This window comes from Pseudoalteromonas sp. NBT06-2 (genome assembly GCF_002276045.1).
In the GTDB taxonomy this organism is placed as follows: domain Bacteria; phylum Pseudomonadota; class Gammaproteobacteria; order Enterobacterales; family Alteromonadaceae; genus Pseudoalteromonas.
Map to the genome: position 1 here is coordinate 1 of NZ_NQMR01000099.1, position 22364 is coordinate 22364.

Consider the following 22364-nt stretch of genomic DNA (forward strand, 5'->3'; position numbering starts at 1 on the left):
CTTTATTTATGGTTAAATAAAACGCGCCCTTAGCTCAGCTGGATAGAGCAACGCCCTTCTAAGGCGTGGGTCGAAGGTTCGAATCCTTCAGGGCGCACCATCTATTGTGATATTCAAAGATTTAAGTTATGGCGGTTGTAGCTCAGTTGGTAGAGCCCTGGATTGTGATTCCGGTGGTCGCGGGTTCGAGCCCCGTCAATCGCCCCAATTTAAATCATAAATCTAGAAATTCGGCGATTAGCGCAGTTTGGTAGCGCACTTGGTTTGGGTCCAAGGGGTCGCAGGTTCAAATCCTGCATCGCCGACCATTTATATATCCAATAAAATAAACTCAAAAATTATATGTATTCGGCGATTAGCGCAGTTTGGTAGCGCACTTGGTTTGGGTCCAAGGGGTCGCAGGTTCAAATCCTGCATCGCCGACCATTTATATATCCAATAAAATAAACTCAAAAATTATATGTATTCGGCGATTAGCGCAGTTTGGTAGCGCACTTGGTTTGGGTCCAAGGGGTCGCAGGTTCAAATCCTGCATCGCCGACCATTTATATATCCAATAAAATAAACTCAAAAATTATATGTATTCGGCGATTAGCGCAGTTTGGTAGCGCACTTGGTTTGGGTCCAAGGGGTCGCAGGTTCAAATCCTGCATCGCCGACCATTTATATAGCACATCATGTAAATTCTTCATTATTAACTAAGCTAACCTGTTTATTTTTAAAAGTATATTTAGTAATCTTATCTAACTAAATAAACCTGTTCCAGCGCTATAGTAATCAATTCTGACATGACAATATTTTAATTTATCATTGTTAATTAAAAAATCATATTGGTTACTCGACTATCTGAATATTTACGCTATAATGCCGCGACTAATATTAAATAAAAAACGTCTACGGACGATCAAGCAGTAATTTTATTGTTTGAAAGGAAGGCGTATTGAACGCCAAAATATATAGATTGAGGTAAATCATGCAAGTTTCTGTTGAGACGACTCAAGGCTTAGAGCGCCGTTTAACTATCACTGTTCCAGCTGTGAACATCGATACTGAAGTAAAAAAACGCTTACAACAATTATCAAAAACTCAACGTATTGATGGTTTCCGCGCAGGTAAAGTTCCAGTTTCTGTAATTAAAAAACGTTACGGCGCAGCTGTACATCAAGAAGTTGCTGGTGAACTTATGCAACGTCATTATATCGATGCTGTTGTGGCAGAAAAGTTAAACCCTGCAGGCGCACCTACTTTTGCTCCTAAAGCGTTAGAAGCAGGTAAAGATTTAGAATTCGCGGCAACTTTAGAAGTCTACCCTGAAGTTGAATTAAAAGATTTAGACACTATCAAAGTTGAAAAGCCAGCTGTTACAGTAACAGATGCTGATCTTGACAACATGTTAGAAACTTTGCGTAAGCAACACGCTAACTGGACTGTTTCTGAAGATGCGGCTTCTGAAAGCGCACGTGTTACTATCGATTTTATCGGTAAAGTAGATGGTGAAGAGTTTGAAGGAGGAAAATCTGAAGATTTCCCTCTAGAACTTGGTCAAGGTCGTATGATCCCAGGTTTTGAAGATAACATTATTGGTAAAAAAGCGGGTCAAGATTTAGTTGCTTCAGTTACTTTCCCTGAAGAGTACCATGCTGAAAACCTTAAAGGCAAAGACGCTGAATTTGCAATCACAGTTAAAAAAGTTGAAATTCAAGAATTACCAGAGCTTAACGACGAATTTGCTGTTGTATTCGGTGTAGCTGAAGGTGGCGTAGACGCACTTAAAGTTGAAGTTAAAAAGAACATGACACGTGAACTTGATCAAGCTGTTAAAGCAAAAGTTAAAGAGCAAGTAATTGATGGTCTTTTATCAACTAATGATGTTGATGTACCAAGTGCATTAGTGTCTCAAGAAGTTGATACTTTACGTCAACAAGCTGCACAACGTTTTGGTGGCGAAGCTAAGAATATGCCAGAGCTTCCAGCTGAGTTATTTAAAGAGCAAGCTGAAAAACGTGTTAAAACAGGCCTATTATTAGGTGAAGTGATCAAATCAAATGAAATCAAAGTTGACGATTCTAAAGTTGAAGAACTTATCGCAACGATGGCTTCAGCATATGAAGATCCAACTGAAGTTGTTGAGTACTACAAATCTAATGAGCAAATGATGCAGCAAATGCGCAACGTTGCTATGGAAGAGCAAGCTGTAGAAACTCTTTTAGCACAAGCGACTATTTCAGATGTTGAAACTGCTTTTGATGATATTATGAACCCACAAGCGGCTCAATAATACACCTCTAGTATAAAGTCATTGACTTAAATCTCTGCTAAAGTTTAAATGGCTCGTGTATCTGTGTTATTTCATTTGATACTCGGGCCTTTTTACATTTTAGCCTATAATTTTTCTCTTAATAAAAAGCGAATAAGGAAAAAGATTTAAATGTTTAATAATATTACACCTCCTTCAGACGCATTAGTTCCTATGGTTGTTGAACAAACACCAAAAGGCGAGCGCTCCTATGATATTTATTCTCGATTACTAAAAGAGCGAGTTATATTTCTGACAGGTCAAGTCGAAGATAATATGGCTGACTTAATTGTTGCCCAGTTATTATTTTTAGAATCAGAAAATCCAGAAAAAGATATTTTCATCTACATTAACTCGCCTGGTGGTTCAGTGACAGCTGGTATGGCAATATACGATACCATGAACTTTATTAAACCAGATATAAGTACTTTATGTGTTGGTCAAGCGGCAAGTATGGGTTCTTTCTTACTTTCTGGTGGCGCTAAAGGCAAGCGTTTTTGTTTACCTAATGCACGAGTGATGATTCATCAGCCATTAGGTGGTTTCCAAGGTCAGGCATCTGATTTTGAGATCCATGCAAAAGAAATTATATCGATCAAAGATAAGTTAAACCGTTTATTGTCAGAACATACTGGTCAACCAATAGAAGTTATTGCAAACGATACAGATCGTGATAACTTTATGAGCGCTGAACAAGCTGTGGAATATGGTATAGTTGATGCTGTGCTTACTCAGCGCGATTAGTACTAAATAAACGAATAATTAAATAAGTGTGCGTATCTAAGTTTTTTTGACTAAAATTTTAGTATGAAAAGGTGAGAGATGCGCTAGGAAAGAGGTAGCTTAATGTCCGACAATACTGACGGCGATAAGAACAGTAAACTTTTATACTGCTCCTTCTGCGGCAAAAGCCAACATGAAGTACGCAAATTAATAGCAGGTCCGTCTGTTTATGTTTGTGATGAGTGTGTAGAGCTCTGTAATGATATTATTAGGGAAGAAATACAGGATATTGCGCCAAAGCATATCGCAACTGAAAAGCTGCCTGTGCCAAAAGAAATACGCGCACACCTTGATGATTATGTTATAGGGCAAGAACATGCCAAAAAAGTATTGTCTGTTGCTGTTTATAATCATTATAAACGTTTGAAAAATCAATCTGCATCAACTTCAACTATAGAATTAGGTAAAAGTAACATTTTACTTATTGGACCTACGGGTAGCGGTAAAACACTTTTAGCTGAAACATTGGCTAAATTATTAGACGTACCATTTACAATGGCTGATGCAACAACATTAACTGAAGCGGGTTATGTTGGTGAAGATGTTGAAAATATCATTCAAAAATTGCTTCAAAAATGTGATTATGATGTAGATAAAGCACAACGGGGTATTGTTTACGTAGATGAAATAGATAAGATATCACGTAAATCAGATAATCCATCAATCACTCGAGATGTATCTGGTGAAGGTGTTCAGCAAGCTTTACTTAAGTTAATTGAAGGTACTGTTGCCTCAGTGCCACCGCAAGGTGGTAGAAAACACCCTCAACAAGAATTTTTACAAGTTGATACTTCTAAGATTCTATTTATTTGTGGCGGTGCATTTGCAGGCCTAGATAAAGTTGTTGAAGCAAGAGGTCATAAAAATACCGGAATCGGCTTTGGTGTTGATGTGAAATCATCTGAGGCAACACAATCTTTAAGTGATAACCTTAAGAATGTTCAACCTGAAGATTTAATCAAATTTGGTTTAATTCCAGAATTTATAGGTCGCTTACCTGTGGTTGCTACTCTAGGTGAATTAGATCAAGATGCCTTGATTCAAATATTAAATGAGCCTAAAAATGCATTAACAAAGCAATATGGCGCCTTGTTTAAAATGGAAGATGTAGAACTTGAATTCCGTGAAGATGCATTAATTGCTATCGCTGAAAAAGCGATGGAAAGAAAAACTGGTGCACGTGGTTTACGTTCTATTGTCGAAGCGGTATTACTTGATATTATGTATGAATTGCCTTCAATGGAAAATGTTAGCAAGGTCGTCATAGATGAAACAGTGATCAAAGGTGAATCTGATCCAATACTTATTTATGAAAATCCACCTACAGACAAAGCTGTATCAGAATAGCTTAATTTTTAGCAAGTTTAGTATGTAAATTAAACAAAAAGGAACCATTCGGTTCCTTTTTTCATAAAATGATTGATCTTTAGTTTAGTTATCCCCATATTCAATTCATGCCTTTATTTTTTAAATACCAATTCAAATAAATTATACGTAAAAACACGAAATTTTTTTGTATTGATATCAGCCTCAAGAGAATAATAATGACGCTTGAACGAACTGATTGTGTTGAGATTCCAGTACTAGCCCTAAGAGATGTGGTTGTTTATCCACATATGGTAATACCTTTATTTGTTGGACGTGAAAAGTCTATCAAATGCTTAGAAGCAGCAATGGAAAATGACAAACAAATATTTTTAGTCGCACAAAAAGATGCAAGTATTGATGAACCTGAAGTAGAAGATTTATATCAGGTCGGTACTATTGCAACTATCTTACAACTGTTAAAACTGCCAGACGGTACGGTTAAAGTTTTAGTAGAAGGCACTCAGCGTGCTCAAATCACAAAGTTTACCCAGACAGATGAATTTTTTATTGCCGAATCTCAATATATTGTATCAGGAGATATTGACGAACAAGAACATGATGTATTTTTACGTAGTTCGGTTAGTCAGTTTGAAGGCTATGTAAAGTTAAATAAAAAAATTCCACCCGAGGTACTTACTTCAGTTTCTGGAATAGATGAGCCTGCGCGTTTAGCTGATACTATGGCAGCGCATATGCCATTAAAAGTAGCTGAAAAACAAAAAGTACTTGAAATAGCCAGTGTTACTGAGCGTTTAGAGTTTTTAATGGCGCAGATGGAAGGTGAAATAGACTTACTTCAAGTAGAGAAAAAAATTCGTTCTCGTGTTAAAAAACAAATGGAAAAAAGTCAGCGCGAATATTATTTGAATGAGCAGATGAAAGCCATTCAAAAAGAATTGGGTGAATTAGATGATGCACCAGATGAGTTTGAAGCTTTAGCTAAAAAAATTGAAGAAGTTGGCATGCCTCAAGAGGCAACAGATAAGACTAAAACAGAGTTAAATAAGCTTAAAATGATGTCTCCCATGTCTGCTGAAGCAACTGTAGTACGTTCATATATTGATTGGATGATCGGTGTACCTTGGAAAAAGCGTTCCAAAGTTAAGAAAGATTTAGCTAAGGCGCAAGAAGTTCTTGATTCTGATCACCATGGTCTAGAAAAAGTAAAAGAGCGGATTATGGAGTATCTTGCGGTTCAGCAACGTACTAATAAACTAAAAGGACCAATTCTGTGTTTAGTGGGTCCTCCAGGTGTTGGTAAAACATCTCTTGGTCAATCAATTGCAAGATCGACTGGTCGCCAATACGTACGTATGGCACTAGGTGGTGTAAGAGATGAAGCCGAAATACGGGGTCATAGACGAACTTACATTGGCTCTATGCCAGGTAAAATTATTCAAAAAATGTCTAAAGTAGGTGTTAAAAACCCTCTGTTTTTATTAGATGAAATAGATAAAATGTCCTCTGATATGCGTGGTGACCCTTCTTCAGCATTACTTGAAGTATTAGATCCAGAACAGAATACGAGTTTCAACGATCATTACTTAGAAGTTGATTATGATTTATCAGACGTGATGTTTGTTGCCACATCAAATAGTTTCAATATACCAGGACCATTATTGGACCGAATGGAAGTGATCCGTTTATCAGGCTATACAGAAGACGAAAAATTAAATATTGCGACGAAGCACTTATTGGTTAAACAAATCAAGCGTAATGGCTTAAAGCAAAATGAAATTGAAATTGAAGATAGTGCGATTATAGGCATTATTCGATATTATACACGTGAAGCAGGAGTACGTAATCTTGAGCGTGAAATTTCGAAATTATGCCGTAAAGCAGTAAAGGAAATTTTGCTTAATAAAGAAACTAAAAAAGTAGTAATTAATCAAGATAATCTTGAGAACTACTTAGGTGTCCAACGTCATGATTATGGTAAAGCTGAAGGCGATGATCGTATTGGTCAAGTAACTGGTTTAGCTTGGACTGAAGTTGGTGGTGATTTACTGACAATAGAATGCGCCGCTGTACCAGGAAAAGGCAAATTGACACATACAGGTTCGCTTGGTGATGTTATGCAAGAGTCTATTCAAGCTGCCATGACAGTTGTTCGCAGCCGCAGTGAAAAATTACGAATTAATGAAGATTTTTATATTAAAAGAGATATCCATGTTCATGTACCTGAAGGCGCGACACCTAAAGATGGTCCAAGCGCCGGTGCAGCTATGGTATGTGCCTTGGTTTCTAGTTTAACGGGCAACCCCGTTCGTTCAGATGTTGCAATGACAGGTGAAATTACTTTACGTGGTGAAGTACTTCCTATTGGTGGCTTGAAAGAGAAATTACTAGCGGCACATCGTGGCGGTATTAAAACTGTTATTATTCCAAATGATAATGCCAGAGATCTTAAAGAGATCCCTGAAAATGTTTTAGAAGGCTTATCAATTCACCCTGTAAAGTGGATCGATGAGGTATTAGAGCTGACTTTATTACATCCAATTGATAGTTTTTCAGTCGCTTCTAAGTAGATAATTAATCAAATTGTTAAAAAAACTGCAAAAAGTGCTGTAAAGGGCTTTTCAAATTAAAAAGTTATGCTAAGTTAGGCTCTGGTTTTTAAGTGCAGCCCTTGTTCAGTATGGATTTAGGCTAACTTACATCAAATTTAACTATGAAAACAATTATATTGTTTTCGATGATAATAAAAATATAAGGGGATGTTGTTGTGAATAAATCTCAACTAATAGATCAAATGGCTTCAAGTGCTGATATTTCTAAAGCTGCAGCAGGGCGAGCACTAGATTCTTTTATCAACTCAGTTTCAGACGCACTTAAGGAAGGTGATTCTGTAGCATTAGTTGGTTTTGGTACATTTTCTGTTCGTGAACGTGCTGCGCGTACTGGTCGTAACCCACAAACTGGCGCTGCAATTGAAATTGCAGCTGCAACGATTCCAGCTTTTAAAGCAGGTAAATCACTTAAAGATGCCGTTAACACTTAATTCAACATTTAGTTGATTCAGAAAGTTAGGAATGTTTATTCCGTTAATAGCTTCAAGTAAAAAGGCGCATCTGATAAGATGCGCTTTTTTTACATTCGAATTTTCAAGTTGAATTACCAATCAGTTTCCAAGTCTTTTTTAGACTGATGCTGATTTGTAATTTTACTTGGTACATAAAGAGATAAAATAATGTTAGAAAGAATTAGAGAAGGATCGCAAGGTGTAACAGCTAAGATAGTCCTTGGATTAGTTATATTATCATTTGCCTTAGCAGGCATCGGTAGTTATTTAGGTCAGCCAAATGACCAGCCTGTTGCAGTTGTAAATGGACAGAAAATTAGTCAAACAGCATTTTCTCGTGCTTATGAAAATGAACGCAGCCGTTTAGAACAACAGTTTGGAGAGTACTTTACACAAATATCATCAGATCCAACATACATGACTCGTGTACGTGATAATGTAGTTGAACGTTTAGTACAACAAGAATTACAAACACAGTTAGCAAGTAAATTAGGTTTACGTGTAAGTGATAAAGCATTAAAAGATGAAATTCGTGGTTTACCTTATTTTCAAATTGGCGGTCAGTTTAGTAATGATCGCTATATTCAAGTTATAAGACAAATGAATTACCAACCAGATTCATTTCGTGATTATTTAAGAACAGAAATGACACGTAGCCAGCTTGTTTCTGCTATTGCAGGTTCTGATTTTGCGTTAAACGGTGAAGTTAGCTTAGCAACACAATTAGAAGCACAAGTGCGCGACCTCGATTACTTAGTGATTTCAGCTGATAAAGTAAAAGCGGGTATTGAAGTGACTGAAACTGAAATTTCAGACTATTATACGCTTAACCAATTACAGTTTATGTCTCAAGAGCAAGTTTCAGTCGAATATGTAGAGTTATCTTCAGATTCTGTCGCATTAGATAAAACAATTTCAGATGAAGAGATTGAACTCGCTTACGAAGAAAATAAAGCTCAGTATGTTGAACCTGAAAAACGCCGTGTTGCGCATATTTTAATTGATAATACTGAAGATGATGATGCTGCAAAACTTAAAGCTGAGGCTGTATTAGCTAAACTGCAAGCTGGTGAAGATTTTGCTACATTAGCACAAACAGATTCTGATGATATCGTTAGTGGTGAGTTGGGTGGTGATTTAGATTGGATTGACCGTGACATGATGGACCCTGCGTTTGAAGATGCTGCATTTTCGTTAAAAGCAAAAGGGGATGTGACTGAAATTGTAAAATCAGAGTTTGGTTATCATATTATAAAATTAACTGATTTATTAGCTCAGCAAGTTAAAACATTAGATCAAGTGAAAGACGAGCTAAAAGCGGCTTTAGAAAAAGATGCTAAAACAGAATTATTTTATGGTAAGCAAACAGAACTTGCAGAACTTGCATTTGAAGTAGCTGATTCACTTGAAGATGCAGCAGGTGCGATTAATCAAGAGGTAATGTCTACTGCTTTATTTAATCGTTTTAACGCACCTGCGGCTGTAAATAACCCAATTGTTATTAAAGCAATTTTCTCTACTGAATTAATTGAAGACCGTGTTAATTCGGAAGTAATAGAATTAGGCGATGAACATGTAATCGTTGTTCGTGTAAAAGAACATAAAGCAGCTGCTACAAAATCTATAACAGAAGTTTCTGAACAAATTAAATCCACTTTAGTTAATCAAAAAGCAGCTGAGTTAACAAAAGAAAAATCTGATACCTTGTATGTGAAAATACAAGCTGGTGCATCTTTAGCTGATATTGCAACTGAAGCAGAATCTGAAGTTAAACAGGTAATTGGATTAACACGTAATGACCGTTCAGTTTCTCCACAAATTGCGCAATCAGTATTTAAACTTGCTCATCCCAAGAATGAAGCGGTAACAGATTTAGTGTCATTAAATAACGGTGATGTTGCAATTGTAGCATTAACTAAGGTGACTGCTGCTGAACCGATAACAGTAGAGGCACAAGTTAAACAAAACTTTGCTACACAGCAAATTAATAAAAACTACTTAGTTTTTGTTAATTCATTAAAAGCTGATGCGGAAATTGAGGCTGCAAACTTAACAGTTGCAGAGCAAAACTAATATTTATCTTTGCATCTAAACATAAAAAGGCGCATATTATGCGCCTTTTTATGTTTGCCCAGCAAAACTGGTAAACCCGACCACTACTGAAATGGTTAAAGTACAAACCATCATTTAAGTTCATCAAGATTAAGTCGTGTCGAAGAGCGAATAGCCCTTTATCGAGTTTTTCGATACTGAAAAAATAGTTTGAAGTACTTGGTTTATATTCAATAGAAGAAGTAAATACAGGGTTGCTTGCTATGTTAGTTTTTAGAAAGTAAGTTGATGAGATGTATAGAATACATGCATAGAAAATCTATTAGCAGTTTAATAATCTCTGTGTAATTTTAGATTTATGCTGTTTGAAAAGGGTTTGTGTTTTACCTGATTCAATGATTCTACCTTGATCTAGTACTAATGTTTGATCGCTCATATGTTTAACTAAACTTAAATGATGCGTGATAAGTACGTAACTTAATCCTGTTTCTTGCTGAAGCTTTAATAATAAATTAACTGTTTGTGCTCTTACAGAAGGGTCTAACGAAGACAGAGCTTCATCTAACACTAATACCTTAGGTTCTAAAATCAAAGCGCGAGCAAGCGCTACACGTTGTAATTGACCACCTGAAAACATATGAGGATAATAATGTTGATGTTCAGCTAATAGGCCAACTTTTAATAAGATTTTGTTTATCGTGTCTTTGCATCGCAAATCATTTAAGTCTGTATTCATTAACAATATTTCTTTTAATGTTTTACCAATTGTAATGCCTGGGTTAAGAGATTTAGACGCATCTTGAAATATTAATCGAATGTCACGACAGCTGGTTTTACGTTTACCATCATCTTCAATTATCTTACCTTCGAGTAAAATTTGACCATTTTGGCTTGTTTCTGCACCTGCGAGTATTTTTGCTAATGTACTTTTCCCTGAACCTGTCTCGCCTATGATAGCGATAGTTTCACCTTTTGAAAGACAAAATGAAATATTATCTAATACTTGAAATTTTTTTCTTAAAAAATATTTATCTCTGACTTTAAAAGCTTTTGATAATGCTTGTACCTTTAGGATTGGCTGCATTTTGAATTCCTTTTATTTGCCTGTAGTGTAATTAAAGGAAAATGGCATGCAAAGCTATGCTCTTGCTGTGTACTGAGTTTTGGCGTTTTTACACAATCTCTTTGTGCTTGTGGGCAGCGGGGACCTAATCTACAGCCTATTGGTAAGTGCTGTAATGTAGGGATTGTACCTTTTAAGGCATAGATTTCATCTTTATGGCTTAAACCTTTATTATAATCTGGCAGGCTTTTTAGTAGCGCATTGGTGTAAGGGTGGTAAGGTGTTTTATATAATATTTTTGTTGGTCCAGCTTCAACCATTTGCCCGCAATAGAGTACATGAAGTCCATGGGTCCAACTAGACAGCTCTTCAAGTTCATGATTTATCATTAATATAGACATGTTTTTTAATAAATTTAAACTTTTTAATAATCTGAAAACCTGTGCGCGAGTTGTGCTTTCAAGTGCCGTTGTTGGTTCATCTGCGATAAGCAATTTAGGTGAACGGGCAATTGCCATCGCTATCATTACTTTTTGGCAAATGCCATCGGATAGTTCATGGGGGTAACTACTTAATATTTTTGTGTGATCTCTAATACCCACTTTATGTAACAGTGCGATTGCTCTTTCTTTTCTTTGTCTATTTTTTTGCCAAAAATAACCTCTTAATCCTTTATCAGGAATGCTCTCTGCTATTTGATTTGCTATTTTTGCAGTGGGATCTAGGCAGCTACTAGGGTCTTGATAGATCATGGCAATTTCTTGACCTATAAGCTTACGTCGTTTTTCAGGAGATAAACGCATTAAATCTATACCTTGCCAGTGCATTCTGTCTGCTGTGATACGCCATCGAGAGTTCAATACGCCTACTATCGCCTTTGCAATTAAGCTTTTTCCTGAACCAGATTCACCCACTAGGGCGTGCACTTCACCTTCTTTTAAGCTCAGGCTAATTTTATCAACTGCACGAATAATACCTTCAGATGTTTCTAATTCGATAGTTAGGTTGCGTATATCTAGCAATTGCATTCGATTGCACTCCTATAAAATAAGGCATTATTTTCTTGCATTGATTGCAAATTTATTGGGCAGTTTAAGTTAAATAACCCCATTAAATAGCTTTTCTTTTTTTCAAAGCACTTCGCAAACCATCACCTACTAGATTTGTAGAAAGCACAGCAAAGAATAATAATATTCCTGGTAATGCAACTGTCCAAGGGGCTAAATAAATGAAAGCTAAATTTTCAGATAAAATAGCGCCCCACTCAGCTGTAGGTGGTTGCGCACCTAGTTTTAAAAATCCTAAAGCGGATATATCTAAAATAGCTGTTGATAGAGACATGGTAAATATGACCACTATATGTTCATAAATATTGGGAAAGATCCCTCTGCTTAAAATATGCCAGCTATTAGCACCATCTAACCATTGTGCAACAATATAATCTTTTGACAATTCTTGTACAACAAGGTTTCTTACTGAATGAATGTATTGAGGTAGTAAAGCTAAAATGATTGCCCATACCGTATTTAATAAGCCGGGGCCCAATAAGGCGATAATAATGATTGCCAATAATAATGAAGGGATGGAAAGAGTAACATCGAGCATATGGTTTAAAATACTCGAGCGAACCCCTTTGCTCATACCTGCAAAAACACCTAATACAACGCCAAGTAAAGTCGTAATTAAAGCAGTTAAAATTGCTAAACCAAAAGTATAGGTTGTGCCATTGATTAATCGGGATAATATATCTCTACCAAGGTCGTCGGTACCTAATATAAATCTTACGTCACCGACATCATCCCATGAAGGCGGTAATAATAAGGCATCTGTGTGTTGTTGATTCACGCCATAGGGCGCGATGACAGGCGCTAAAGTCGCGAGTATTGTTAAGGCAATAAATAGCCATAACCCAACTAATGCTACGTGATTAGCTTTAAAATGCCTCCAAAGCTGACGTAATGGGGATTTATTGAGCTCTTCTGAACTGATATCAGTATTAAAATTAAATTTTGCCATGTGTTTGGTTCCTGATTATAGGGTCAAACACAGAGTGTATTAAATCGGCTGTTACTGTTGCTAAAATAATAAATGTCGAAACAGCTAATAAACCGCCTTGTATAGCTGGAAAATCTCTTTGATAAATACTGTCGATCAACCAACGGCCAATACCTGGCCAAGAGAAAATGACTTCTGTGATCATTGCTAAGGTGATCAAACTACTAAATTGCAAACCTATTTGTTTTATAACGGGTAATAAAGCATTTCTTAGTGCATGACGAAAAATAAGTTGGCTTCGGCTTAGACCTTTTGCTCTTGCTGTTTTTATGTAGTTTTGTTCTAGTACTTCTAGCATAGAGTCACGGGTAAATCGAATAAGTACCATGGTTGGGTAGGTAGAAAGTACAATTGTAGGCAATAATAAATGTTTGATTGCATCTATAAAAGCATTAAATTTATAACTAACATCACTCAGTAAAATATCTATTAAGATAAATCCAGTTATATCAGGGATTTCATATAATAAACTGACTCTTCCAGACATAGGTAATAAACCCAGTTGTAAACAAAAGAACATTATCATCAATAGTGCGAGCCAAAATACCGGGGTTGAATAGCCAAGAAGCGTTAGAGTATTTATGATCTTATCAGGCCATTTTTCATAATAGGCAGCAGAGATAATACCTGCAGGAATACCAAATACAATTGATGCTAATAAGGCATACAAAGCTAATTCTAATGTTGCAGGAAATAACGCAACAATATGTTCAAAAATAGGTTTCTGAGACGCAAAAGATATGCCCCAATCTCCTTGAGCAACTCTGGTTATAAAAGAAATAAACTGTTTTGGAATACTTTGATCTAATTTATATTTTTCAGATAAAGCATCTGATTCATGAAATGAGATATCTTGAATACCACTTAAATTAGTTAATGGATCACCTGGGAATAAAAAACTCAAAGAAAATGTGAATATGGATAAAAGAAGCAGCATAAAACAGAGTAAAATAATGCGTCGAAAAATATATTCTAAAGCCATTATAGTTTCCTTGCCTTAGCCAGTGATACACCACCAAAAGATTTAATTTCAATATTTTCTACGTTGGTTGAGCTTGCTTGAAAGCGCATTCCTTGTGCTATCGGGAATAATGGTAACTCTTGGATAACCATTTGCTGTGCTTGAAAGTAAAACTCTTTTCTTTCTTCTATCTTGATAGTATCTAAAGCCTTGGATAATAATAAATCAAACTCAGGGTCACACCAATTTGCTGCATTTTTACCATTTAGTGCTGCTGCACAGCTTAATAATGGACTAAAGAAATTGTCTGGATCAGGCGTATCGGCTGACCAACCAAGTAGTACTGTGTCATGGGCATGTTCTTCAAGCTTTTTAATAAATGTATTCCATTCATATTCAACAATATTAACAGTAATACCAATTTTATTTAAATCGCTCTGTATTAATTCAGCCATTTTTCGTGCATTAGGGTTATATATTCTCGCTACAGGCATAGCCCATAAGTCCATTTTGAAACCTTCTACTAATCCAGCTTGTCGTAATAAACGTTTGGCTAATTCAGGATTGTAGTTAGGCATATTGACTTGAGCTTGGTATGCCCATGAGGTATTTGGTAAAATTGACTCTAAACGTTTGCCATTATCTAGATAAACAGCATGCATTATTTTATCAATATCTATGGCATGGGCCAGCGCTCTACGTACGCGATTATCATCAAAGGGGGCTTTTTGTGTATTGAAAGCCCAATATCCTATATTAAGATTGGTTTCTTTTAGTACTTTAATATCTTTTCGACTCGCTAAAATAGATAACTGAGATGAATTTGGGTGAGGTGTGACATCACATTCATGTGTTAACATTTTTGCGATACGTGTTGTACTATTGGGGGTAATATCAAATACAAGCTGTTCTAGTTCAACTGGGTGCTTCCAGTATTCATCATGTTTATAATAACGGATTAATATATCTCGTTTATAATCTTTAAATTTATAAGGACCTGTTCCGACAGGGTAGTTGTCTAAATTTTCTAAGGTCTCATCTATTTCTAAACTTTTGGCATATTCAGCAGATAAAATAACTGAAAAATCAGTTGCGATATTGGCAAGAAAACTACTTTGGGCATCAAACAACTCAAATGAAACACTATACTCGGACTCTTTTATTATTGATTTAATTAATTGGTCTAAGCCGATACTTTGAAAGTATGGGTATTGACCACCACTAACAAAATGATATGGATTATACGCATCGAATAAGCGACTAAAAGTGAACACCACATCGTCAGCATTTAATTTTCTTGTCGGCGTGAAATAATCAGTTTGATGAAATTGGACATCTTGTCTTAATTCAAATGTTATCTTTTTTCTATTATTTGAAATTTTCCAGGAATGCGCTAATTCAGGTAAAAATTCACCTGTATTAGCATCAATACTGATCAAGCGGTTATATAGCTGTTTAGACGTCAGATCTATTGTTGAACCTAATGTTGTGAGCTGAGGGTTAAAGCTAACAGGATTAGCTTCAGCACAATAGATTAATCCATGGTTATTTTGATTTATAAGGGCTTGTTCAGTACAGCCAGTAAGTATAAGTATTACAATGCTAAAGATGAATTTACTCACTCATCGTGCCTCTTTATTTTCGTGTTTATTGAGTGCTTTCTAACAAATTATATTTTTTTAGATACCCTCTAAGTTGATGATACGTTAAACCTAACATTTCTGCAGTTTTCTTTTGATTAAATTGGCTGTTTTTAAGGGCTTTATTTATCAAATCAATTTCAAATTGATTTGATAATGTTTTTAAATCACATGGAAAGCGGCTATTACTTATGTTGGAAGGAATGGTTTTAGATGAAGCATCATCTGATTTTTGTTCATGTAAATCAGTATTTACAACACGATCGTGTGTTTTTACACGACTAATAGGGCGGTAAGGGCTTTTAAAAGGGTCAAGAATAATATTATGTACTGGAATGTGAGCATTAGCACTACGATATACACTTCTTTCAACTGTATTTTTTAGTTCCCGAATATTACCTGGCCATGGATAATCTAATAATGTTTCTTGCGCTGAACGTGTAAAACCACTAAATAACTCCCACTCTAAATCTCGCGCCATATTAATAGCAAAGTTTTCAGATAATAGTAAAATATCTTCTTTACGTTCACGTAATGGTGGTAGTGTAATTACATCAAATGCCAGTCTATCAAGTAAATCACTTCTAAATTCGCCTTTTTCAGCTAAAGTAGGTAAATCTTCATTGGTTGCACAAATCAAACGTGTATCTACTTTTATTGTACTTTTTCCACCAACACGTTCAAATTCACCATATTCTATTACTCGAAGTAGCTTTTCTTGGATTAAACCTGAGGTATTTGCTAATTCATCTAAAAATAAACTACCGCCATCGGCGCGTTCAAACCGACCTTCATGGCGTTTACTGGCACCTGTAAAAGCGCCTGATTCATGGCCAAAAAGTTCACTTTCTAACAAGTTTTCGCTTAAAGCAGCACAGTTAAGTTTTACGTAACTTTGATCCCAACGTTTTGATAAATAGTGTAAACGAGCTGCAATGAGCTCTTTGCCAGTCCCGCGTTCTCCAATGATCATTACAGGTTTATGTAATGATGCTACTTGTGAAACATGTTCAAGTACTTCTAAAAAACTGTTCGATTGCCCTAGTAAATTATCTTGTTGTCGAAAACGGTTCATCTATGATCCTAAAATTTAGTCATTTACACTATTTAGTAGTGTATTTTAAATAATGTGCTAACAAAAGTTATTTCTCAAAGTAATTATTAATTCTATTAAAACAGTGTGTTATATTAATTTAAAAAGTTGGCAAGTATCTTGATGTGTTAAGTTAGAAGCAAACTAAGTTAGATAAATACGATAATTAATTAGAGGTATATACTATGGGTATTTTTTCACGTTTTACAGATATCGTTAATTCTAATATTAACGCAATTTTAGATAAAGCAGAAGATCCAGAAAAAATGGTTCGTCTTATTATTCAAGAGATGGAAGATACATTAGTTGAAGTGCGTTCAACTTCAGCTAAAACAATAGCAGAAAAAAAAGAACTTTCGCGTAGAGTTGATAGGTTAAATGCACAAGAAAATGAGTGGCAAACAAAAGCAGAACTCGCTTTATCTAAAGATCGCGAAGACTTAGCTCGAGCAGCACTTGTTGAAAAGAAAAAGGCTACTGAAACTGCAACCGTTGCTGAAAATGAACTGAACCATGTAGAAGAGCATATAAGCAAATTACAAACTGAAGTAACAACGTTACAAGAAAAGTTAGCCGATGCTAAAGCAAGGCAAAAAGCAATTGTATTGCGTCAACGCTCGGCTGAGTCACGCCTTGAAGTAAAGCGTACTTTAGATAGCTCTAAAGTAGATGATGCATTAAGTCGTTTTGATCGATTTGAGACTAAAATAGATGGGTTAGAATCTCAAATTGAAGCATATGATTTAGGTAAAAAGTCATTATCAGACGAGATTGCACAATTACAACAAGAAGATAAAGTTGATGATGAGCTTGCAGCGCTTAAAAAGAAAATGTCTGGTAAATCTGAAAAGTAGACCGTGTCAGTAAAAAATAGTATCAAAATCGATTTAATATAAAATAATAAAGGCGAGTTTTGGTACTAATATCAAGGAATGTAGGAGAGTAATATGAATGGTTTTGAAGAGGTAATAGCGCCATTAATGGTTTTCATGATATTTATTGCACCATTATGGCTTATTTTACACTACAGAAGTAAAAAGCAAGTTAGCCAAGGTTTAAGTGAACATGAACATCGCCAATTAATTGAACTATCAAATAAAGCTGAAAAAATGGCTGAAAGAGTACAAACTCTTGAGTCTATTTTAGATGCGGAGGCACCACAATGGAGGAGTAAAGTATGAGTAAATTAAAACGTGAACTTTATCGAGATCCAAGTCGTGGCAAAATAGCGGGTGTATGTGCTGGTTTAAGCGATTACTTTAATATGGAACTTTGGTTAGTCCGTGTCATCTTTATTTCAGCTGTTTTATTAACTGGCGGCCCGTTTTTTGTAGTCGCTTATATCGCATGTTGGTTTATTTTAGATAAAAAAGAACTGTCATACGATGAAGTATTAAAAACAGACTCTAAAGAAGAGCGTCCTGTCGAAGTTAAATTTAAAGTTTGGCAAGCTGGTGAACCACCAAGACGTGCATTACAAGATTTAAAAGAACAACTTTTTCGTGTAGATAGCAGAATTCAATCAATGGAAAAGTATGTTACTTCACCAGAATTTACCGTAAGTCATGAAATTAATAAACTTTAAGGAATTTGATATCATAGAGTGAATAGATACCCAAATCATATATTGATGTGGCTTGGGTTTATTACTTAATGGTATCGACTATTTATGCTAGATAAATTACTCAATGCAGTTAGTTCATCAATTAATTCACAGCTTAACTCTACTAATGCTAAAAAAATCAAACATCAAGCTCATCAATTATTGCATCGAAGTCTAGATCAACATATTACATTAGCAGTTACTGGTTTTAGCCGAAGTGGTAAAACAGCATTTATCACGGCTTTGGTAGAACAATTGACAAAGAGTGCAGATAAAGAAAACTTACCTTTTTTTGATGTTATTCAGAGCGAGAGATTAATTGCTGCTAAATCTGTACCACAAGATGCGTTGGCTTTACCTACTTTTCCTTATAAACACGCATTATCATCCCTTAAAGGTGAGTTTCCAAATTGGCCTGATTCAACTAAAAGAATAAATACTTTAAGGTTAGCGCTAAAATATAAACCAAACTCTGGTATTCGAAGCCAAATTACTGATACTTCTACATTGATAATTGATTTAATTGATTATCCTGGTGAATGGTTGATGGATTTACCCATGTTATCGTTAAATTTTGAGCAATGGTGTCAGCAACAATTTGAACTATTAAAGCAAAACCCCAGAGCTGAGTATTCTCAGGAATTATTGGAGAAATTAGCTACTTTAGATTTAGATGCGCCAGTAGATGAATCAAAGTTAGCTGAAATAGCACAAATGTATAAAGCGTTATTACAGCGTTTTAAAAAAGACTCTAAACTTACAATATTACAGCCAGGTCGTATGTTGATCCCCGGTGATTTAGATGGTGCGCCTCTATTGATGTTTTTTCCTATAAACTTCAATGAAAGAGAAAAAATTGTAGAGGGATCAAATTTAGCTCACCTTAAAAAACGTTATCAAGCTTATATTAAAGAGGTCGTAACACCTTTTTATGAGAATTACTTTTGTCGATTTGATAGGCAAATCATATTAGTGGATTTACTGACAGCATTAACACAAGGAGCAAATGTATTAGCTGAACAAGGTAGGGCGATAGAGCAACTTATTGCGCATTTTAATTATGGTCAATCTAGTTTTATTAAACGTCTATTTTCACCCAAAATAGATAAATTGCTATTTGCTGCAAATAAATCGGATCATTTAAGTACTGAACATCATAAAGATCTCGCAATATTACTAAATAGCATAGTGCAACAAGCTAAAAATGAGCTTAAATTTGATGGAGTTCAAGTTGAAACGATGGCGATGTCTTCTATCTGTGCTACTAAAGTTGTTGAAGTGAAAGACAAAAGTGGTAAAGCCATTAAATGTATTTATGGTAAGGAAATGCAAAGTGGCCAGTGGATAACCTATTTACCTGCTCAACCGCCGATGAGAGTACTTAGTCAACATGAATGGCCAAAAGAAGGGTTTTCATTTCCTGAGTTTTATCCTCAATTAACTTTTGATAATAATTTAAGGCATATTCGGCTAGATCATGTGTGTGAATTCTTGTTAGGGGATAAGTTAAAGTGACGATCATAGTTGTTTATACCCAAGCCACTTCAAGATGTGAGGTTCAGGACTGCTGAGCAATTCATGATCTAGGCGCATCTTTGCATTAATGGTTACTCCCTTAAAAAAAGATGGACCGGCAATATGCTCCTGCATTGCTCTAGTACCTACATCCATGCAGGCAACAACGAGCATGATTTGCTCAGAAGTCCCTGTAAGGTTGGTTTATAAATACTTTATGCAGCGTTATTGATTTTGAAAAGGGAATAACCATGTTCTTCAATCAATGCCTTGCCTAAAGCATTTCTAATTCCAACTGAATCCTGCATCTTGAAGTGGTTTGGGTATATTACAAAACGAATATAAATCGTATTCTTGAAAGGAGAAATCGTGAATTTAAATAAAACAGATTATCAGCAAGGTCGGGTAATAGAAACATTAGTCGAAGATGATGTTGCCCAGTTACTTGAGTCTACAGAGGGGTTGCGCCCGGGTGAAAAATTAAATGATGCCTCTAAGCATCTAAATGAAAGAGATACGATTGATAATGAAATAGATCACAATGATGGGAATACAGCAAAGTTAGAAAGCATATATGACAATAAACCAAGCTCATTACTTAAAAAAGTGTTTGTATTGAGTTTTACTACTTTAGTTTTTACTGAACTTGGCTTAACCGTTTATCACAGTTTTAATAGTTCGATCATACTAGGCTCATTATATAGTTTATTGATTATCAGCACATTAGGGCTTATTTCAAAAAAATGTATAAAAGAATACAGTCAACTTAGAAAGTTAAAATCGAATCAATTACAACGCATCGACGCAAATAGGTTGCTTCATTCTCAACAAATTGGTGAGGCATTAATTTGGCTTAATAAATTAAATAAACATCAAGAAATTGATGGCTTTAGTGAATTTAAAAATACACTGGAAGCGTATCATACTGATAAAGAGGTAATGACACTTTATAGTAATACAGTATTAACAAAGCAAGATGTAAAAACACAAAAGCTCATTAATAAATATGCGTTAGAGTCAGGTTTAATGGTTGCATTAAGCCCAATAGCATTGATTGATATGGCTGCTGTATTATGGCGAGGCACTAAATTAATTGAAGATATCGCAAAAGTGTATGGCATTCCTTTAGGTTATCTTAGTCGTATAAAACTTTATCGTTTATTAGCAAAACAAATGCTATTTGCAGGCAGTGCAGAATTAGTTTCAGATTTAGCAACAACCGCCATTGGAGCTGAGTTGGCAGGAAAAATTTCTGCAAGAGCAGGGCAAGGAATAAGTGCTGGTATTTTAACTGCACGAATAGGGTATAAAGCAATGGAGTTAAGTCGCCCAATCCCACGCTTAGAAAATAAAAGAAAACTGCTATCAAACTCAATGATTTTATTATTTAAAGGAATCAGTAAAAAAGTTTAAATAATAAATTAATACTTTTATCGCGTTCATTTCATATAGATAGGAGCGTATTTTATTTTTTATGTAAATATATTTTTACTTTAAATTCTCTGTGCAACCTATTTTAAAGTTCTGTATCGATTTGTATACTCTATTGTATTTTATTGTTTACAATTTCTCGTGGTTGATGGCTTTAAAATTAACAGTCAGGGGTTAATAATTTCTTTGCTTTAAAATAATATGTTCTTAACAAGTTGGCGTGCTTTTAAATTATAGGCACTGCCAAAAAAGAATTATTAAAAAGGCTGAACATGTCTAAAGTAAGTCAATATATCTCTAAAGAACCAGATCAAAATGGTTACATTAAATGGAGCGATGAAGAGAATTTAATTTGGTCAGAATTGATATCTCGTCAATTAAAATGTATCGAAGGTAAAGCCTGTGATGAATTTATGGCTGGCTTAAAGCTACTCGATTTACCAACAGATAGAATTCCACAATTAGAAGATGTAAGTAAAGTATTACGTCAATCGACAGGCTGGCAATGTGAACCTGTTCCGGCATTAATAAGCTTTGATAAGTTTTTTGAATTGTTAGCGAATAAAAAATTCCCTGTTGCAACTTTCATTCGAAGCCGTGAAGAGTTTGATTATTTAAAAGAACCTGATATTTTTCACGAGATATTTGGTCACTGTGGCATGCTGACAAACAAATCATTTGCTGACTTTACTCATAAATATGGCCAAATTGGATTACAAGCTAATAAAAAAGATCGTATTTATTTAGCACGTTTATACTGGTTCACAATTGAGTTTGGCTTAATGATGGTCAATGATAAAATACGCATTTATGGTGGTGGTGTGCTATCGAGCCCAGGTGAAACACAATATGTTTATTCTGGTAAAGCTGAAATTGAAGCATTAGATGTTGTAAATGTATTCAGAACACCTTATCGCATTGATATTATGCAACCGATTTACCACACTATAAATTCAATTGATGACCTATTTGATATATCAAATATGGATTTAATGTCATTAGTTGAAAAAGCAAAAGCATTAGGGCTACATAAGCCATTATTTGAACCAAAAGTAAAACTAGCAAGTTAAAGGATAAAAAATGTCTGATTTAAGTGCTCAAAAATGTGAAGCGTGTCATGCCGACGCCCCTCAAGTTTCAGATGAAGAATTAGCAACACTGATCAAAATGCTCCCTGATTGGGTACCTGTTGTAAAAGATGGTGTAATGCAATTAGAACGAGAGTTTAAATTTAAAAACTTCAAGTTAGCATTAGCATTTACAAATAAAGTAGCTGAGCTTGCAGAAGCGGAGTTTCACCATCCAGGTATATTAACTGAATGGGGTAAAGTAACAGTAACTTACTGGACTCATGCAATTAATGGTCTGCATAAAAATGACTTTATCTGTGCCGCAAAAACAGATGAATTATTGGAAGACTAAAATACACTATTATTTCATTATAAAGGCTCCTTTTGGAGCCTTTTTTGTTTGCCCAGCGAA

The 22364-nt window shown here is 35.3% G+C and carries 20 protein-coding genes and 6 tRNA genes; 19 read left to right on the forward strand and 7 right to left on the reverse strand.

The window, feature by feature from the left end; translation table 11 throughout:
• Positions 1-23 precede the first annotated feature (23 nt).
• The 12 genes from CJF42_RS17405 (at position 24) to CJF42_RS17460 (ending at position 9542) form a co-directional block, all read left to right on the forward strand.
• Positions 24-100, forward strand: a tRNA-Arg gene (locus CJF42_RS17405).
• Positions 101-131: 31 nt separating this feature from the next.
• A tRNA-His gene (locus CJF42_RS17410) sits at positions 132-207 on the forward strand.
• A 24-nt stretch (positions 208-231) separates the two neighbouring features.
• A tRNA-Pro gene (locus tag CJF42_RS17415) sits at positions 232-308 on the forward strand.
• A gap of 41 nt (positions 309-349) precedes the next feature.
• A tRNA-Pro gene (locus CJF42_RS17420) sits at positions 350-426 on the forward strand.
• 41 nt (positions 427-467) lie between these two features.
• Positions 468-544, forward strand: a tRNA-Pro gene (locus CJF42_RS17425).
• 41 nt (positions 545-585) lie between these two features.
• Positions 586-662 (forward strand) — tRNA-Pro (locus CJF42_RS17430).
• A gap of 311 nt (positions 663-973) precedes the next feature.
• Positions 974-2278: a trigger factor gene (gene tig / locus CJF42_RS17435; protein WP_095367899.1), complete on the forward strand. Its 1305-nt coding sequence runs from the start codon at positions 974-976 to the stop codon at positions 2276-2278.
• A 150-nt stretch (positions 2279-2428) separates the two neighbouring features.
• A complete protein-coding gene (gene clpP, locus CJF42_RS17440; protein WP_095367900.1) occupies positions 2429-3040 on the forward strand; it encodes an ATP-dependent Clp endopeptidase proteolytic subunit ClpP in 612 nt (203 codons plus the stop codon).
• A gap of 102 nt (positions 3041-3142) precedes the next feature.
• Positions 3143-4426 (forward strand): ATP-dependent protease ATP-binding subunit ClpX, encoded by a 1284-nt coding sequence (gene clpX, locus CJF42_RS17445; protein ID WP_095367901.1) that lies wholly within the window; start codon positions 3143-3145, stop codon positions 4424-4426.
• A gap of 197 nt (positions 4427-4623) precedes the next feature.
• On the forward strand, positions 4624-6975 hold the full coding sequence (gene lon, locus CJF42_RS17450) for an endopeptidase La (protein WP_095367902.1): 2352 nt from the start codon (positions 4624-4626) through the stop codon (positions 6973-6975).
• 197 nt (positions 6976-7172) lie between these two features.
• Positions 7173-7448 (forward strand): HU family DNA-binding protein, encoded by a 276-nt coding sequence (locus CJF42_RS17455; protein ID WP_095367903.1) that lies wholly within the window; start codon positions 7173-7175, stop codon positions 7446-7448.
• 189 nt (positions 7449-7637) lie between these two features.
• The gene (locus CJF42_RS17460) at positions 7638-9542 is read left to right on the forward strand and encodes a SurA N-terminal domain-containing protein (protein ID WP_095367904.1); all 1905 of its coding nucleotides are present in this window, start codon (positions 7638-7640) and stop codon (positions 9540-9542) included.
• A 301-nt stretch (positions 9543-9843) separates the two neighbouring features.
• Here the strand turns inward: CJF42_RS17460 and CJF42_RS17465 are convergent, their stop codons facing one another.
• From CJF42_RS17465 to pspF, 6 genes are all read right to left on the reverse strand, one after another.
• Entirely contained in the window at positions 9844-10605 is a 762-nt protein-coding gene (locus CJF42_RS17465; protein ID WP_095367905.1) for an ABC transporter ATP-binding protein, read from the reverse strand.
• Positions 10590-11612 (reverse strand): peptide ABC transporter ATP-binding protein, encoded by a 1023-nt coding sequence (locus tag CJF42_RS17470; RefSeq protein WP_095367906.1) that lies wholly within the window; start codon positions 11610-11612, stop codon positions 10590-10592. Before CJF42_RS17470 ends, CJF42_RS17465 begins: the two co-directional genes overlap by 16 nt.
• Before the next feature lie 82 nt (positions 11613-11694).
• A complete protein-coding gene (locus tag CJF42_RS17475; protein ID WP_095367907.1) occupies positions 11695-12600 on the reverse strand; it encodes an ABC transporter permease subunit in 906 nt (301 codons plus the stop codon).
• A complete protein-coding gene (locus tag CJF42_RS17480; RefSeq protein WP_095367908.1) occupies positions 12587-13621 on the reverse strand; it encodes an ABC transporter permease in 1035 nt (344 codons plus the stop codon). The genes CJF42_RS17475 and CJF42_RS17480 overlap by 14 nt, the downstream gene beginning before the upstream one ends.
• Positions 13621-15222 (reverse strand): ABC transporter substrate-binding protein, encoded by a 1602-nt coding sequence (locus CJF42_RS17485; protein ID WP_095367909.1) that lies wholly within the window; start codon positions 15220-15222, stop codon positions 13621-13623. Before CJF42_RS17485 ends, CJF42_RS17480 begins: the two co-directional genes overlap by 1 nt.
• 25 nt (positions 15223-15247) lie before the next feature.
• The gene (pspF, locus tag CJF42_RS17490; protein ID WP_095367910.1) at positions 15248-16315 is read right to left on the reverse strand and encodes a phage shock protein operon transcriptional activator; all 1068 of its coding nucleotides are present in this window, start codon (positions 16313-16315) and stop codon (positions 15248-15250) included.
• Between the two features lie 203 nt (positions 16316-16518).
• Here pspF and pspA point away from each other — a divergent pair, with 203 nt between their 5' ends.
• From pspA to CJF42_RS17510, 4 genes are all read left to right on the forward strand, one after another.
• Complete coding sequence (pspA, locus tag CJF42_RS17495; protein WP_095367911.1) at positions 16519-17187, forward strand: phage shock protein PspA; 669 nt, start codon at positions 16519-16521, stop codon at positions 17185-17187.
• A 93-nt stretch (positions 17188-17280) separates the two neighbouring features.
• A complete protein-coding gene (pspB, locus tag CJF42_RS17500; RefSeq protein ID WP_095367912.1) occupies positions 17281-17514 on the forward strand; it encodes an envelope stress response membrane protein PspB in 234 nt (77 codons plus the stop codon).
• Entirely contained in the window at positions 17511-17918 is a 408-nt protein-coding gene (gene pspC / locus CJF42_RS17505; RefSeq protein ID WP_095367913.1) for an envelope stress response membrane protein PspC, read from the forward strand. Before pspB ends, pspC begins: the two co-directional genes overlap by 4 nt.
• An 84-nt stretch (positions 17919-18002) precedes the next feature.
• The gene (locus CJF42_RS17510; RefSeq protein WP_095367914.1) at positions 18003-19451 is read left to right on the forward strand and encodes a YcjX family GTP-binding protein; all 1449 of its coding nucleotides are present in this window, start codon (positions 18003-18005) and stop codon (positions 19449-19451) included.
• 3 nt (positions 19452-19454) lie between these two features.
• Here the strand turns inward: CJF42_RS17510 and CJF42_RS27600 are convergent, their stop codons facing one another.
• Entirely contained in the window at positions 19455-19625 is a 171-nt protein-coding gene (locus tag CJF42_RS27600; protein ID WP_170940645.1) for a hypothetical protein, read from the reverse strand.
• 195 nt (positions 19626-19820) lie between these two features.
• Between CJF42_RS27600 and CJF42_RS17520 the strand changes: the two genes are divergently transcribed.
• The 3 genes from CJF42_RS17520 (at position 19821) to CJF42_RS17530 (ending at position 22304) form a co-directional block, all read left to right on the forward strand.
• Positions 19821-20864, forward strand: coding sequence for a TIGR01620 family protein (locus tag CJF42_RS17520; RefSeq protein ID WP_252097646.1), 1044 nt, complete (start codon positions 19821-19823; stop codon positions 20862-20864).
• A gap of 290 nt (positions 20865-21154) precedes the next feature.
• Positions 21155-21952 carry a phenylalanine 4-monooxygenase gene (gene phhA / locus CJF42_RS17525; RefSeq protein WP_095367915.1) on the forward strand — a complete coding sequence of 266 codons (798 nt, stop codon included), beginning with the start codon at positions 21155-21157 and terminating at the stop codon, positions 21950-21952.
• Positions 21953-21962: 10 nt separating this feature from the next.
• On the forward strand, positions 21963-22304 hold the full coding sequence (locus CJF42_RS17530; RefSeq protein WP_095367916.1) for a 4a-hydroxytetrahydrobiopterin dehydratase: 342 nt from the start codon (positions 21963-21965) through the stop codon (positions 22302-22304).
• The last annotated feature ends 60 nt before the right edge of the window (positions 22305-22364 follow it).

What these genes read in the sequence shown, in the direction of transcription:
- CJF42_RS17530 (WP_095367916.1), top strand. Translation starts at nt 21,963, where the DNA reads ATGTCTGATTTAAGTGCTCAAAAATGTGAAGCGTGTCATGCCGACGCC.
- pspB (WP_095367912.1), top strand. Translation starts at nt 17,281, where the DNA reads ATGAATGGTTTTGAAGAGGTAATAGCGCCATTAATGGTTTTCATGATA.
- pspC (WP_095367913.1), top strand. Translation starts at nt 17,511, where the DNA reads ATGAGTAAATTAAAACGTGAACTTTATCGAGATCCAAGTCGTGGCAAA.
- CJF42_RS17480 (WP_095367908.1), bottom strand. Translation starts at nt 13,621, where the DNA reads ATGGCTTTAGAATATATTTTTCGACGCATTATTTTACTCTGTTTTATG.
- phhA (WP_095367915.1), top strand. Translation starts at nt 21,155, where the DNA reads ATGTCTAAAGTAAGTCAATATATCTCTAAAGAACCAGATCAAAATGGT.
- CJF42_RS17460 (WP_095367904.1), top strand. Translation starts at nt 7,638, where the DNA reads ATGTTAGAAAGAATTAGAGAAGGATCGCAAGGTGTAACAGCTAAGATA.
- clpX (WP_095367901.1), top strand. Translation starts at nt 3,143, where the DNA reads ATGTCCGACAATACTGACGGCGATAAGAACAGTAAACTTTTATACTGC.
- CJF42_RS17475 (WP_095367907.1), bottom strand. Translation starts at nt 12,600, where the DNA reads ATGGCAAAATTTAATTTTAATACTGATATCAGTTCAGAAGAGCTCAAT.
- lon (WP_095367902.1), top strand. Translation starts at nt 4,624, where the DNA reads ATGACGCTTGAACGAACTGATTGTGTTGAGATTCCAGTACTAGCCCTA.
- CJF42_RS17465 (WP_095367905.1), bottom strand. Translation starts at nt 10,605, where the DNA reads ATGCAGCCAATCCTAAAGGTACAAGCATTATCAAAAGCTTTTAAAGTC.
- tig (WP_095367899.1), top strand. Translation starts at nt 974, where the DNA reads ATGCAAGTTTCTGTTGAGACGACTCAAGGCTTAGAGCGCCGTTTAACT.
- CJF42_RS17510 (WP_095367914.1), top strand. Translation starts at nt 18,003, where the DNA reads ATGCTAGATAAATTACTCAATGCAGTTAGTTCATCAATTAATTCACAG.
- pspF (WP_095367910.1), bottom strand. Translation starts at nt 16,315, where the DNA reads ATGAACCGTTTTCGACAACAAGATAATTTACTAGGGCAATCGAACAGT.
- CJF42_RS17470 (WP_095367906.1), bottom strand. Translation starts at nt 11,612, where the DNA reads ATGCAATTGCTAGATATACGCAACCTAACTATCGAATTAGAAACATCT.
- clpP (WP_095367900.1), top strand. Translation starts at nt 2,429, where the DNA reads ATGTTTAATAATATTACACCTCCTTCAGACGCATTAGTTCCTATGGTT.
- CJF42_RS27600 (WP_170940645.1), bottom strand. Translation starts at nt 19,625, where the DNA reads ATGCTCGTTGTTGCCTGCATGGATGTAGGTACTAGAGCAATGCAGGAG.
- pspA (WP_095367911.1), top strand. Translation starts at nt 16,519, where the DNA reads ATGGGTATTTTTTCACGTTTTACAGATATCGTTAATTCTAATATTAAC.